Origin of the sequence: Kutzneria sp. NPDC051319 (genome assembly GCF_040682195.1) — a bacterium.
Lineage (GTDB): Bacteria > Actinomycetota > Actinomycetes > Mycobacteriales > Pseudonocardiaceae > Kutzneria.
The window spans coordinates 17,411-30,426 of record NZ_JBFBAM010000094.1 but is presented as its reverse complement, the minus strand read 5'-3'; the positions used below and the strand labels follow the sequence as shown (position 1 = coordinate 30,426).

The following is a 13,016-nucleotide window of genomic DNA, read 5'->3' as shown; positions in this document are numbered from 1 at the left end:
GCAAGGACGCCTTACCCGCGTTGAACGAGGGTAAGGCGTCCTTGCCTGCATCAGACCCGCAGGGGGAACACGATGTCCTATCCGGAGATCAGGTACGACGGCGAGAGCGGCGAGGTCACGGCCTGGATGCGGCCCGCCTCGGCGCCGGCCGACCTGACCAGCAAGGCCGGCACGAAGTTCGGCTACCTGGCCACGGGCGCCGACACCGGCGGCGACTTCGGGCTGTACCGGCTGGACATGCTGCCGCGGGCCGGCGGCGCGTCCGACCACTTCCACCGCACCATCACCGAGTCGTTCTTCATCCTGTCGGGCACGATGAAGCTGTTCAACGGCGACAAGTGGGTCGACGCCCGTGAGGGCGACTTCCTGCACGTGCCGCCGGGCGGACGGCACGGGTTCCGCAACGAGTCGGACGAGCCGGCGTCGATGCTGCTGCTGTTCACGCCGGGCGCGCCGCGTGAGGCGTACTTCGAGGGGCTCAAGACCGTGTCCGGACTGTCCGACCAGGAGCGGCTGGAGTTCTTCCTCCAGCACGACAACCACTTCGTCGACTGACCAACAACCGCGAGTCCCGCTCTCCAGCAAGCGAATGTCGAGTTCCGGAACTCGACATTCAGTTGCCCGAGAGCGGGACTCGCGGTTTGTCAGGGCTGGTTTTCGGAGGCTATGCCGGCGGGGGCGTGGTCGAGGGCGGCGGTGATGGCGGCCGCCAGGGCTCGGGCCGCCTCCTCGGTGAGTTCCACGGCGACGCGGGCGCCGGGGCCGTCGGCCGGGTTGAGGAAGTCGATGTTCAGCGTGTGGGTGTAGCGGGCATGCGTGGGGTGGTCCACGTAGACGGAGCCGTCGGTCAGCCGGAACCAGCCGCTCGCGCCCTTGCCCGCGCCGTCGAGGAGGACCTTCTCGGTCAGGTACGTGCACATCGGGGACTGTCCTTTCAGGACGCGAGGTGGCGGCCGTAGAAGTCGAACACCTTGAGCCAGCCGTCGGCGGCGGCCTCGGAGCGGTAGCTCGGGCGCTCCACGGAGAAGAAGGCGTGGTTGGCGCCCTCGTAGGTGTGGAACTCGGTGGTCTTGCCGTGCTGCTTGAGGACTGCCTCCAGCTCGGCGGTCTCCTCCGGCGTGGGGAACTTGTCGTCGGCGCCGAACAGGCCGAGCAGCGGCGCCGACAGGTTGGGCGCGATGTCCAGCAGCGGCCCCATGGTCGTGATGCCCATGGCCGGGTCGGGGCCGCGGGTGACGAACGCGCCGTAGCAGTCGACGGCGGCGTCGACCTGGAGCGAGCAGGCCACCAGGAAGGTGTGCCGGCCGCCTGAGCAGTAGCCGATGACACCGACCTTGCCGTTGCTGGACTCCAGTGACTTGAGGTGGCGGATCGCGCCGTCGGCGTCGCCGACCACCTGCGAGTCGGGCACGCCACCCTGCGCGCGGGCGGCCGCGGCGGCGTCGTCGGGGCTGGCGCCGGGTGCGACGCGCCAGAACAGGTTGGGGGCGATGGCGTTGTAGCCGTTCACCGCGAACCTGCGCACGATCTCCTTGGTGCCCTCGTCGTAACCGGGCATGTGGTGGATCACCAGCACGCCGCCGCGCGGCGTGGTGTCGAGGGGCCGGGCCAGGTACGCCTCGATCTCGTCACCGCCGTCGCCGGTGATGGTGATGGTCTCGGCCAGCATCGCGTCGGACACGTCTGTCGTCCCTCCGTCGTTCGTCAGCGAGATCCAGCCTACACGGAGGAAAGGTTCCGCTTAGAGCAGAAGGCCCGCATCGAGTTCCCGCACCCGCAACGCGGCCGCGGTGAGCACGGCGACGGCGGCGTGGTGCCGGGGACCGGGTTCCAGCATCGCCATCCGCACCTGGTCGACAGGGATGTCCAGCGGCCATGCCACCAGCATCGGCGGCTGGTCGGCGGGGGAGACCTCGATGCGGCTCATGGGCATCCGCAGCCCGTGCCCGGTGGCCTTGAGCAGCGCCTCCTTGCGTACCCACAGCCGCTGGAAGTCCACGCCGGGGTTCTCGGAGGCGTCCAGGGCGGAGAGTTCGTTGGCGCTCAAGGTGTTCTCCGCCAGCTCGTGGTCGAAGTGCCCGATCAGCGGCGTGTGCTCGACGTCGACGCCGACCTCGCCCAGGCGGGTCAGCGCCACGGCGACGCGCTCGCCGGCGTGCGAGACGGACACCTCGATGCCGGAGCCGGCGGGCAGCCGCGGGCGTCCGTGCTGCTGGCCGCAGTCGGTGCAGGTGCGATCCAGCAACACTTCGTACGGCCGTTCCCCGGTCTGCGCGGCCACGGCGGCCCGCAGCAGCCATGCCCCGGTCAGCGACCGCTGCCGGTCCACGCGTTGCCGGTACCGGCCGGCGCGGCGCTGTTCCGACTCCGGCACGGCGGAGGCGAGCACGTCGTCGGGCACCTGGTCGGGTCGGGCCCACCAGATCTGGCACTCACCGTCGAGCAACTGATCAGCAGCCACGGTTGCCACGGTAGGGCCGGGGCAACGGGCTATTCCGGTGACTTTGGCGTCCGATCCGGTGTACTGTACTCACCTATCGAGTTCGACCTGTCGAGTACGACGCGTGGGGGATTTCGGTGACGATGGGTGGCGGTCGCCCGGGGCGGCGGTCGAGGACGACCACGGTGCCGGACAGCGGCCTGACCGGCTCGGTGGACATTCCCGATCCGGAGCCGCCGGACGAGCCCAAGGACCTCCGGTCCCGGCTCGGCCGGCTGCGCCGGTCGCTGGGCGGCCTGGTCAAGGGGCTGCCGCGGGTGATCAAGCTGGCCTGGGACGCCGGCCGCTGGCCCACGCTGTGGCTGGTGTTCGCCACCGTGATCGCCGGTCTGACGCCCACGGCCACGGCCTACATCTCCAAGCTGCTGATCGACTCCGTGACCCACGCCATCGCCGTGCACACCGGGCACCTGCCGGACGCGGTGCGTGTCGGCCCGCTGGTGCTCACGACCATTCAGGTGATCATCGGCGTCGCCGGTCTGCAGCTGATCGTCTATGTGGTGAACGCGATGATGACGGCGGTCTCCACGATCAGCCAGCAGCTGCTCAACGACCGGGTGTCGCAGACCATCCGGCTGCGGGTGATGGCCCACGCCAGCCGGCTGGACCTGTCCTTCTTCGAGGGCTCGGCCTCGTACGACCTGATCCGGCAGGCCCAGGACGAGGCGCCGTCCCGGCCGGTGGCCATGCTGAACTCGGTGTTCGGGCTGGTCCGCACCGGCATCACCTTCACGTCCATGATCGCGCTGCTGCTGTCGATCAACCCGTGGCTGGCCCTGATCGCCGTGCTGTCGCCGATCCCGGCCTTCATCGCCGACTCCCGCTACGGCGCCCGCAGCTACGTCTACGCGGTGTGGACCTCGCCGATCCGCCGCCGCATGGAGTATCTGTCCTCTTTGGTCACCACCGACACCTATGCCAAGGAGATCAAGCTCTTCGGCCTCGGCGACTACCTGGTCGACCGGTTCCGCCGGATCAGCGCCGTCTACTTCGGACGGCAGCGCAAGCTGGTGACCGACCGGAACCTGCGCGGCACCGGCTGGGGTCTGATCACCACGATCACCGCTTCGCTGACGTACCTGTACATCGCGCTGGAGGCGGTCAACGGCCGGCTCACCGTCGGCGACCTGCTGCTGTTCACCCAGGCCTCGACCGCCGTGCAGCAGTCGGTGTCGTCGCTGTTCTCCGGTTTCACCGGCATGTACGAGAACAATCTCTACTTGGACAACCTGTACAAGCTGCTGGCCACCGAGCCCGCGGTGATCGCGCCGTCCCGCCCGCGGCCGCTGCCCAAGCCGGTGCGTGGCCACGTGGTGTTCGAGGACGTCACGTTCGGCTATCCCGGCACGGACTCGGTGGCGCTCAACGGGGTCAGCTTCGAGATCAGGCCGGGCCAGACCACCGCGGTCGTCGGCCGCAACGGCGCCGGCAAGTCCACCCTGTTCAAGCTGCTGTGCCGGCTCTACGACCCGACCAGCGGCCGGATCCTGTTGGACGGCATCGACATCCGCGAGTTCGACCCCGACGCGCTGCGCCGCCAGATCAGCGCCATGTTCCAGGACTACGTGACCTACCAGGCCAGCGCCTCGGAGAACATCGGCGTCGGCGACATCGAGCACGTCACCGACCGTGAGCTGATCGAGAGGTCGGCCGAGGCGGGCGGGGCCGACGAGCTGATCGCCGGCATGCGGATGGGCATGGACACTCCGTTGGGCCGCTGGTTCAACGAGGGCGCCAACCTGTCCGGCGGTGAGTGGCAGAAGATCGCGCTGAGCCGGGCCTTCATGCGGGACGCGCCGCTGCTGATCCTGGACGAACCCACCTCCGCGCTGGACGCCCAGGCCGAGCACGACCTGTTCGCCCGGCTGCGCAATCTCTCCCACGGCCGGACCACGCTCTACATCTCGCACCGGTTCTCCACCGTGCGCCAAGCCGACCGGATCCTGTTGCTGGACAACGGTCAGCTGGCCGAGTACGGCACCCACGACGAGCTGATGGCCACCGACAAGGGCTACGCGCACCTGTTCACGCTCCAGGCGGCGGCGTATCTGCCTGCGTCAAATGGGTCCGGCCCCGAGCGGAGCGCCTGATGTCGTTGCGGCACGCGCTGTTGGGGCTGCTCTCGGTCAGCCCCAACAGCGGTTACCAGCTGGGCCGGATCTTCCAGGACACGTTGCGGCAGATCTGGAACGCCCGCAACCACCAGCTCTACCCCGAGCTGTCCCGGCTGGCCGCCGACGGGCACGTGGAGTGCGTCGAGGAAGGGCCGCGTGGCAAGCGCACGTACGCCATCACCGACGGCGGCCGGGCCGAGCTGCGGCGTTGGTTGGTCGACGTGGAGCCCGACCGCACCATGCGCAGCGAGGCCTACCTGCGGGCCTGGTTGTTGTCGGTCGCGCTGAGCCGCGAGGACGCGTTGTGCGTGCTGGAACGGGACATCCAGGCGTTGCGGGACCAGCAGGAGGGCGTGCTGGCGCTGATGGCCCGCAGTGCCGCCATCTCCCCGCCGTACGGGCCGCACAACCTGTCGCTCGACCTCAACCTGCGGCTGACCGAGGCCATCCTGGACTGGTCGGAGGAGGCGGCTCGGCGCATTGCCGAAAGGCCGTAACGCTTTTCGGCGTAACGCGAAGAACCAGGCATGAGTTGGGTCATCGATGTCTTCTCGCTTCCGATCGACCGTACCGAGCCGCCGGCCCCCGAGCCGTTCCCGGGGCCGGTCACGCCCGAACCCGTCGACGCCGCAGCAGGTGTATGCCTAGTGCGGTGATGACGGCCATGATCGTCAGCGGGTAGCTGTTGCGGACCACGAAGGCCAGCGGTCCCTCGAAGTCGATCGAGATGATGCCCGTGGGCATGCCGTGCCCGAAGTCGATCGGCGGCAGCTCGGTGGGAACCGCCGCCCCGGCCAGGAACACCAGCGCCGGCACGGGCCAGGGCAGCCGCGCCGCCAGCGCGATGATCACCGGCAGGAACCAGACCCAGTGGTGCTCCCAGGAGAACGGTGACACCGCGGCGGCCGTCATGCCGACGATGCCGAGGGCAAGAACACGGTCGCCGCGCCGGTCGATCACTCCTGCCACAGCGGTGCCGGCCAAGCCCACCGCGCCGCCGAGGAGCAGCCACGGGGGCCCGGATTCCCTCTCGCCCAGCACTCGGGCGAGCATGCCGTGGATGGACTGGTCGGACCACGACAGCACCGGGCCAACCCGCGTGGAGTCGCCGAACACGCCGCCGATCCAGTAGTGCATGGCCTCGGGCACGAACAGAATCCCGAGGATCACCGTGACGGCGAAGGTGGCGACGGCGACGCCGGCCTCGCGCCAGCGGCGGGCGAACAGCAGGTACAGCACGAAGATCAGCGGCGTGAGCTTGATCGCGGCGGCCAGACCGACACCGATGCCCGCCCACCTCGACGGCCGACGGCGGCACAGGTCGAACACGACCAGCCCGAGCAGGATGATGTTGATCTGGCCCAGCGCCAGGCTGGTGCGCACCGGTTCGAGCCAGACGGCCAGGCCGAACAACACCAGCGCCAAGGGTGTCGGCAGGCCGACGGTCGCGGTGCAACGGCGCACGATCTGCCATAGCAGCACCAGATTGCCGGCAATCCACAGTCCACACAGGACCGGGTACGGGATGACGGCCAGCGGCAGGAAGAAGACGGCCGCGAACGGGGGATAGGTGAAGAACATCGGGCCGAGCACGCCCTGCGAGTACAGCGGCCGGCCCTCGATCAACGCCTGCGCGCCGGCCCGGTAGACCCGCATGTCGATCAGGCCGCCGCTGAGCCACAGCACGAACATCAGCACGGCCGCCCCGACCAGCACCGCGGACACGGCACGGGCATGGGCGGTGAGCCAGCGCCCGACCGCGTCCAGCGGCCGGTGGAACCCGTTGTCGGCCAAGGATCTCAACAACCGCCGACGGCCGGCCTCGAAGGCCTTGGTGGTCATCGGCGGCACCTCCTGCGCGATCAGGTCGACCAGCGCTGTCTCGTTCTGCATGTGGTTTATTGCCCGCGACCGGGCCGAGCGTTCCCGATCCGGTCACGACCGAAGGCCAGCACCGCGAGCAGGCCGAGGCCCAGCCAGACGTAAGCGGCCCCGGGAATGTGCTGCCACACGGCCCACTTCAGCTCCTGGTCCGCGCTCGACGTCAGCCAGCCGTAGGGCGGACCGATGCAGAACACGGCACAGGCCATGAGCACTAGTGGCAGACGTCGCCAGGCGCGGTCCCGCCAGATCGTCCAGCCGAACGCCATGAGCGCGGGCACCACCCAGACCCAGTGATGGGACCAGGAGATCGGTGACGCGAGCAGCCCAGCTGCGGCGATCGCCACCAGGGCGACGACGTCGTTGCGGGCTCGGTGTGCGGCCCGCCAGGCCAGGGCCAGCACGAGAACCGCCAGCCCCACCCACAGCAGTGTCTGCACGGAAGCCAAGGCCGGCAACCGATACAGCTCGGCTCGCAACGATTCGTTGGTCATGATGGACAGAGTGGTGATCCGCTCCGGATTGACCATGGCGTGGAACCAGAACTCCACGGTGTCCCGGGGCGCCAGCAGCAGACCGATCACCGCGAATCCCACGAAGGACGCCACCGCGGTGGCGGCGGAACGCCGGTCGCGTGTCACGACGAAGTGCACTATGAACACGAGCGGGGTCAGCTTGATCACGGCGGCCAGTCCGACGAGGACACCACGGAACCGCCGCACGGCAAGGCAATCCGCCACGACCAACGCCATCAGCACGAGGTTGACCTGGCCGTAGCCGAAGGTCGATCCCACCGGCTCCAAGTACAGCGCGGCCACCGCGGCCGCCGGTCCGAGTGTCCACTTCAGACGTTTGTCCAACCGGCCGGCGACCACGACTGTCACGGTCGACAGCGCGAGAAAGCCGACCACCGTGACGAGGGTTCGGGACAGCCAGAGCGGTATGGCGGCGAAGACACTGAACAGCACGGCGGCCAGCGGGGGATAGGTGAACGGCAGGTTCGGCCCGCTCAGCAGCGGACCGGGAAATCCCACGTAGAGCGGGATTCCCCGTAGCCAGGCCAGGCCGCCGTTGCGATACACCTCCAGGTCGAGCATCGTGGCGCCGCGCAACCAGACCAGGTCCACCGGAAGCCACACCAGCGCGATCGCCCACCCGCCGATGGCGACCCGGCGCGCGATCCGATGGCGGCGTTCCGACCGCAGGCTGCCCATCAGCCTTCGGCGGCCGGTGTCGAAGGCCTCGGCCGTCATCGGCCGGACCTCTCGCGCGATCAGGTCGACCAGCGCTGTCTCGTTGTGCATGCGGTGTATTGCCCACGGCCGTTCGGGTCGTTCCCGGCGCGTATGCGACCGGACGGGCCTTGACGCGGACTTTAGCTACTGATTGTCTCCAACCGGTCACCCAGAGAGTGGGGTGACAACGATGTCACCCGAAGGGAGCGCTGTTCATGCGGTTAACCCTGGGGCTGGTCCTCCCACTGGCCTTAGCGGCCTCCGCGCTCGCCGCCGTGCCGGCCGACGCGGACGCCGAGCACGGTTCGGACCTGGCCGGCTACGTCAACCCGTTCGTCGGCGCGGCCGCCGGCCAGACGCCGGAGACCAACAGCTACGCCGGCGACACGTTCCCGGGCGCGGACGTCCCGTTCGGCATGGTGCAGTGGAGCCCGGACAACCCGCTGGAACCCAAGGCGCCCGACGGCGCCGGCCGGTACTTCGTGCGCGACCGCGACAGCGGCTACGCGTGGGAGGAGAACCGGCTCCGGGGCTTCAGCCTCACCCACTTCAACGGGGCCGGCTGCGGCGGCGCGGCCGGCGACCTGCCGTTCATCCCCTACGCGGGGGCGGTCACCGTGTCCCCGGCGGCCGACCAGGCCCACTACTACTCGACCTTCCAGCACAGCAACGAATCCGCGTCGCCCGGCTACTACAAGGTGACCACCGACGCCGGTGTCGCCACCGAGCTGACCACCACGCAGCACTCGGGCCTGGGCCGATTCTCCTTTCCCGCCAACGGTCCCGCCACGCTGCTGGTGGACACCGCCGACTCCGCGATGGGCAGCGACGATGCCGCCGTGACCGTGGACGCGGCCAAGCACACCATCTCCGGCTGGGTCGCCAGCGGCCACTTCTGCGCCGGCCCCAACAAGTACAAGGCCTACTTCACCGCCACCTTCGACCAGCCCTTCGCCAGTGTCGGCACCTGGCAGAACGGGACCGTGACCCCGGGCGGAACGCAGGCCCACGGCGGCAACCTCAGCAACACCACCTGGGACAAGCAGGTCGTCACCGCCGACGGCGGATCCGGCGCGTTCGTGACGTTCGCGCCGGGCACCACCGTGCAGGCCCGCGTCGGTCTGTCCTATGTGGATCCGAACGGCGCCGTGAACAACGTGCGTGCCGAGCAAGGAACCAAGGGCTTCGACCAGCTGGTGAAGCAGGCGCGTCAGGCCTGGAACGACCGGCTCGGCCAGGTCCGGATCGGCGGCGGCTCCAAGGACCAGCTGACCACGTTCTATACCGCGTTGTATCACACCCTGTTGCAGCCCAACGTCTTCTCCGACGTCGACGGCCGCTACACCGGCTTCGACAACAAGATCCACCAACAGCCCCGCGGCCACGCCCAGTACGCCAACTTCTCCGGCTGGGACGTCTACCGCGACGAGATCCAGCTGCTGGCCCTGCTGGCCCCGCACGAGACCTCCGACATCGCGCAGTCCATGTACAACCAGGCGACGCAGGCCGGCGGCATCTGGGACCGCTGGTCGCAGAACAACGACTTCATGGGAGTCATGGGCGGCGACCCGTACCACTCGATGATCGCCAGCGCGGTTGCCTTCGGGGCCAAGGACTTCGACGTGCACGGCGCGCTGGCGTCCATGGTCAAGGGGGCCACCCGGATCCAGCAGCCGGGGGAACGGGCGCTGGAGCGGCCAGGCCTGTGGGACTACGAGACCCTGGGCTACCACGCCGACAACGTCTCCGACATGCTGGAGGAGACCACCGCCGACTTCGGCATCGCGCAGCTGGCCGGCCGGCTCGGGCAGGGCGACGTGCAGCGGCAGTTCATGGCCCGCGCCCAGTACTGGGAGAACGTCTACAACCCTGACACCGGCTATCTCCAGACCCGGGACCGCACCGGGCAGTTCGCCACGCCGTTCGACCCCGCCGCCTACCAGGAGTTCCAGTACCAGGAGGGCAACGCCGCCCAGTACACCTGGATGGTGCCGTACAACGTGTCCGGCCTGGTCACCGCCATGGGTGGGCCGGCGGCGACGATCAAGCGGCTGGACACCTTCTTCACCGTCCTGAACGGTTCGGCCGACCAGCCGTACGCGTGGATGGCCAACGAGCCGTCGTTCGAGGTGCCGTGGGAGTACTCCTACGCCGGCAAGCCGGCCAAGACCGCCGACGTGGTGCGGCGCAGCGCCGAGCAGCTGTTCAAGCCGACGGCCGACGGCCTGCCCGGCAACGACGATCTCGGCGCCACCTCGTCGTGGTACGTGTGGGCGGCGCTGGGCATGTACCCGGAGGCGCCGGGGCGGGCCGAGCTCGTGCTGGCCAGCCCGCTGTTCCCGAAGATCAGCATCACCCGCGAGGGCGGGCAGCGCATCGAGATCAGCGCGCCCGGGGCGTCCTCGGCCAACAAGTACGTGCAGTCCTTGCGGCTCAACGGAAAGAGCAGCACCAAGCCGTGGGTGCCGGAGTCGTTCGCGGTCAACGGCGGTCGTCTCGACTACACCCTCAGCGGCACGCCGAGCCCGACGTGGGGCACCGCCGCCAAGGACGCGCCGCCCTCGTTCCACGAAGGCGAGGTCCCGGTGCGTGGTGCGGTTTCCGGCACCGTGAAGTTGGCCCCGGGCGGGTCGGCGACCGCGACCGTGCGGGCCGAAGGCATCACCGGCTCGGGAACCGTGACGTGGAAGGCGAATCCACCGGCCGGCGTCACCGTGACGCCGTCCAGCGGCACGCTCACGGTCGGCCCGAACGGAAAGTCCACACAGGACGTCACCGTGACCGCGGCCAAGGAGACCTACACGACGGTTCCGATTGTGTTCAGCGGATCCGGCGCGCGGCAGCTACCCGCGCAGCTGACCGTCGACGCGGCCACACCGGGGACCCTTGCCGCGGCAGCAAACAACATCGGCGTCAGCGACGACAACACCGTGTGGATGGGGCACTTCGGCGAGACCAGCCTGTACCCGGGTGGCTTCTCCTATTCCGTGCAGCAGTTGGCGGCCAAGGGAATCACGCCCGGCGGTCAGGTCGACGGCTTCACCTGGCCGGCCTCGGCCGGCAGCGCCGCACCGGACAACATCGTCGCGAATGGACAGACGGTGCGGCTCAATGCGCCCGCCACCGCGACCAAGCTGGCGTTCCTGGGCGCGGCGACGGGCGGCGACGCCACCGGGAAGGTCACGATCACCTACGCCGACGGCAGCACACAGGCGGCCGATCTCGGGCTGTCCGAGTGGCTGCTACAAGGGGGCAAGGAGCAGCCGCAGTTCGGCAACACCGTGGTGGCGAGCTCGCCGTACATCAACTCGGCGTTCGCGCGCTACGGGTTCCGGCTGCACCGGCCGTACACGTCCTACCTGTTCGCCACCGCGCCGATCACGCTGGCGGCGGGCAAGCAGGTTCGCAGCGTCACGCTTCCGGCCGGCACGACCGGCGGCGCGGCGCATGTGTTCGCCGTATCCGTGAGCTAGTCTCGATTACGGTCTGACGTCCCGCTTGCTGGGCGGGTCGGCGGTGGCCTCCTGATTCGAGCAGGAGGCCACCCCCGCCGTGCTGACCCGGTGCCGACTGTTCCGGTGTCGAGTTGTTCCTGGGCGAACTGCCGCTGTGTTTAACAGTTCCTGGGCCGAACTGCCCTGGGCCGTGGTTCCGGCTCAGGCCAGGTCGTCGAACTCGCCGTCCTTGACGCCGCCGACGAAGGCCGTGATCTCGGCCTGCGTGTAGACCAGCGCCGGTCCGTTCGGGAACCGGGAGTTGCGGACCGCGATGTCGCCGTTGGCCAGCCGTGCGACCTCGACGCAGTTGCCGACCGCGCCGCTGCGACGGCTCTTGCGCCAGGCGACGTCGGCCAGGTCGGTCGCGGACATGCCGTTGTGGATGTCGATCTGGTCTGCCATGACCCCTCCCGGTCACTAGCGATTCCAGTGCACATGCACGTGCAGGGGCTCGTGCATGTGGTGAACCGTACCAGCTAATCGTGCACGTGCATATGGCTGTGCAGTCGGCTCATCGTCGTGACCAGCGGCAGTGACCAGGGCATTTCATCCCATCGGGTGACAGGATGGCCGCTAGGCGCACAGCCAGTGGTCGCGTTGCCGTGAGCTTCCCCCGCCAACGCCGTGATCACTCGTCGGCGACAGGATCCGGTCACGATTCCAGGGAGGGAAATCGATGATCGAGCGGATCCTAGTCGCCCAGGACGTCATGGTCGGCATTCCGCAGAACGTCCTCAAGGGATCATGCAGGGAAGGACGCCTTACCCTCGTTCAACGCGGGTAAGGCGTCCTTCCCTGCATGAAGGCCTCAGGGGATCAGCAGCAGCTTGCCGGTGGTGCGGCGGCCCTGGAGGTCGTCGTGCGACCGGGCCGCCTCGGCCAGCGGGTAGCGGCCGCCGATGCGGATGGTGAGGCGGCCGGACTGGATGGCCGCGAGCACCTCGCCGGACCGCCAGTCGAGCTCCTCGCGGGTCAGGACGTGGTGGGCGAGCGTGGGCCGGGTGACGAACAGGGAACCGGCGGCGTTGAGGCGCTGGAGGTCGAACGGCGGCACGGGGCCGCTGGCCGCGCCGAACAGGGCGAGCGTGCCGCGGACGCGCAGGCTCTCCAGGCTGGCGTCGAAGGTGTCCTTGCCGACGCCGTCGTAGACCACGGCCACGCCCTGGCCGTCGGTGAGGCGGCGGACCTCCGGCGCGATCTCCGTCTCGGTGTAGCGGATGATCTCGTCGGCGCCGGCCTCGCGGGCCAGCTTCTCCTTCTCGGCCGTGGACACCGTGCCGATGACGCGGCCGCCCAGCGCCTTGACCGACTGCGTGAGCAGCAGCCCCATGCCGCCGGCCGCCGCGTGCACGAGAACCGTGTCGCCGGACTGCACGGGATAGGTCGACCGGGTCAGGTAGTGCGCGGTCATGCCCTGCAGCATCGCGCCGGCGGCGACGCCCAGCTCCACGCCGTCCGGCACGGCCACCGCGCCGTCCTCGTGCACCCGGGTCAGTTCGGCGTAGCTGCCGATCGTCGCGCCCCAGGCCACCCGGTCGCCGACCTTGAACCGGCTGGCGCCGCCGCCGACGGCGACCACCTCGCCGGCGCCCTCCAGGCCCGGCACGAACGGCGTCGGCATCGGGTAGGCGCCGGTCCGCTGGTAGGTGTCGATGTAGTTCACGCCCGCGGCGGCCACCTTGACCAGCAGCTCTCCCGCGCCCGGCGTCGGATCGGCCACCTCGGCCGCCTTGAGGACCTCGGGACCGCCGAAGCTTTCGACCACTACCGCCCGCATGGACTCACTCCT

Annotated in this window: 11 protein-coding genes; 4 read left to right on the top strand and 7 right to left on the bottom strand. The window is 69.4% G+C overall.

The window, feature by feature from the left end; all coding sequences use genetic code 11:
- The first annotated feature begins 72 nt into the window (after positions 1 to 72).
- Positions 73 to 555 (top strand): cupin domain-containing protein, encoded by a 483-nt coding sequence (locus AB0M73_RS45050; RefSeq protein WP_363905587.1) that lies wholly within the window; start codon positions 73 to 75, stop codon positions 553 to 555.
- Between the two features lie 89 nt (positions 556 to 644).
- Here the strand turns inward: AB0M73_RS45050 and AB0M73_RS45045 are convergent, their stop codons facing one another.
- From AB0M73_RS45045 to AB0M73_RS45035, 3 genes are read right to left on the bottom strand one after another with little or no spacing between them, the layout of a single operon-like run.
- Entirely contained in the window at positions 645 to 920 is a 276-nt protein-coding gene (locus tag AB0M73_RS45045; RefSeq protein WP_043715712.1) for a DUF6295 family protein, read from the bottom strand.
- A gap of 14 nt (positions 921 to 934) precedes the next feature.
- A complete protein-coding gene (locus tag AB0M73_RS45040) occupies positions 935 to 1,681 on the bottom strand; it encodes a dienelactone hydrolase family protein (protein ID WP_043715711.1) in 747 nt (248 codons plus the stop codon).
- 60 nt (positions 1,682 to 1,741) lie between these two features.
- Positions 1,742 to 2,461: a 4'-phosphopantetheinyl transferase superfamily protein gene (locus tag AB0M73_RS45035; RefSeq protein ID WP_363905582.1), complete on the bottom strand. Its 720-nt coding sequence runs from the start codon at positions 2,459 to 2,461 to the stop codon at positions 1,742 to 1,744.
- Between the two features lie 122 nt (positions 2,462 to 2,583).
- On the opposite strand from AB0M73_RS45035, the gene AB0M73_RS45030 reads away from it, so the two are divergent.
- Both AB0M73_RS45030 and AB0M73_RS45025 read left to right on the top strand, forming a co-directional pair.
- Complete coding sequence (locus AB0M73_RS45030) at positions 2,584 to 4,590, top strand: ABC transporter ATP-binding protein (RefSeq protein ID WP_363905579.1); 2,007 nt, start codon at positions 2,584 to 2,586, stop codon at positions 4,588 to 4,590.
- Positions 4,590 to 5,111, top strand: a complete 522-nt coding sequence (locus AB0M73_RS45025) for a PadR family transcriptional regulator (RefSeq protein ID WP_363905576.1) — start codon at positions 4,590 to 4,592, stop codon at positions 5,109 to 5,111. The genes AB0M73_RS45030 and AB0M73_RS45025 overlap by 1 nt, the downstream gene beginning before the upstream one ends.
- A 109-nt stretch (positions 5,112 to 5,220) precedes the next feature.
- Here AB0M73_RS45025 and AB0M73_RS45020 read toward each other — a convergent pair whose 3' ends face one another.
- Together AB0M73_RS45020 and AB0M73_RS45015 are read right to left on the bottom strand one after the other, a co-directional pair.
- Positions 5,221 to 6,507, bottom strand: a complete 1,287-nt coding sequence (locus tag AB0M73_RS45020) for a glycosyltransferase 87 family protein (RefSeq protein ID WP_363905573.1) — start codon at positions 6,505 to 6,507, stop codon at positions 5,221 to 5,223.
- Positions 6,508 to 6,512: 5 nt separating this feature from the next.
- Positions 6,513 to 7,799, bottom strand: coding sequence for a glycosyltransferase 87 family protein (locus tag AB0M73_RS45015; RefSeq protein WP_363905569.1), 1,287 nt, complete (start codon positions 7,797 to 7,799; stop codon positions 6,513 to 6,515).
- Positions 7,800 to 7,945: 146 nt separating this feature from the next.
- Between AB0M73_RS45015 and AB0M73_RS45010 the strand changes: the two genes are divergently transcribed.
- Positions 7,946 to 11,203 (top strand): GH92 family glycosyl hydrolase, encoded by a 3,258-nt coding sequence (locus AB0M73_RS45010; protein ID WP_363905566.1) that lies wholly within the window; start codon positions 7,946 to 7,948, stop codon positions 11,201 to 11,203.
- Between the two features lie 183 nt (positions 11,204 to 11,386).
- Here the strand turns inward: AB0M73_RS45010 and AB0M73_RS45005 are convergent, their stop codons facing one another.
- Together AB0M73_RS45005 and AB0M73_RS45000 are read right to left on the bottom strand one after the other, a co-directional pair.
- Positions 11,387 to 11,629, bottom strand: a complete 243-nt coding sequence (locus tag AB0M73_RS45005; RefSeq protein ID WP_063753491.1) for a DUF397 domain-containing protein — start codon at positions 11,627 to 11,629, stop codon at positions 11,387 to 11,389.
- Positions 11,630 to 12,035: 406 nt separating this feature from the next.
- Complete coding sequence (locus AB0M73_RS45000) at positions 12,036 to 13,004, bottom strand: quinone oxidoreductase (protein WP_363905562.1); 969 nt, start codon at positions 13,002 to 13,004, stop codon at positions 12,036 to 12,038.
- Between the last annotated feature and the right edge of the window lie 12 nt (positions 13,005 to 13,016).

Bases quoted from the DNA above. Each gene is read 5' to 3' on its own strand.
- AB0M73_RS45050 (WP_363905587.1), top strand. From the start codon at position 73: ATGTCCTATCCGGAGATCAGGTACGACGGCGAGAGCGGCGAGGTCACG.
- AB0M73_RS45045 (WP_043715712.1), bottom strand. From the start codon at position 920: ATGTGCACGTACCTGACCGAGAAGGTCCTCCTCGACGGCGCGGGCAAG.
- AB0M73_RS45030 (WP_363905579.1), top strand. From the start codon at position 2,584: ATGGGTGGCGGTCGCCCGGGGCGGCGGTCGAGGACGACCACGGTGCCG.
- AB0M73_RS45025 (WP_363905576.1), top strand. From the start codon at position 4,590: ATGTCGTTGCGGCACGCGCTGTTGGGGCTGCTCTCGGTCAGCCCCAAC.
- AB0M73_RS45020 (WP_363905573.1), bottom strand. From the start codon at position 6,507: ATGCAGAACGAGACAGCGCTGGTCGACCTGATCGCGCAGGAGGTGCCG.
- AB0M73_RS45015 (WP_363905569.1), bottom strand. From the start codon at position 7,799: ATGCACAACGAGACAGCGCTGGTCGACCTGATCGCGCGAGAGGTCCGG.
- AB0M73_RS45010 (WP_363905566.1), top strand. From the start codon at position 7,946: ATGCGGTTAACCCTGGGGCTGGTCCTCCCACTGGCCTTAGCGGCCTCC.
- AB0M73_RS45005 (WP_063753491.1), bottom strand. From the start codon at position 11,629: ATGGCAGACCAGATCGACATCCACAACGGCATGTCCGCGACCGACCTG.
- AB0M73_RS45000 (WP_363905562.1), bottom strand. From the start codon at position 13,004: ATGCGGGCGGTAGTGGTCGAAAGCTTCGGCGGTCCCGAGGTCCTCAAG.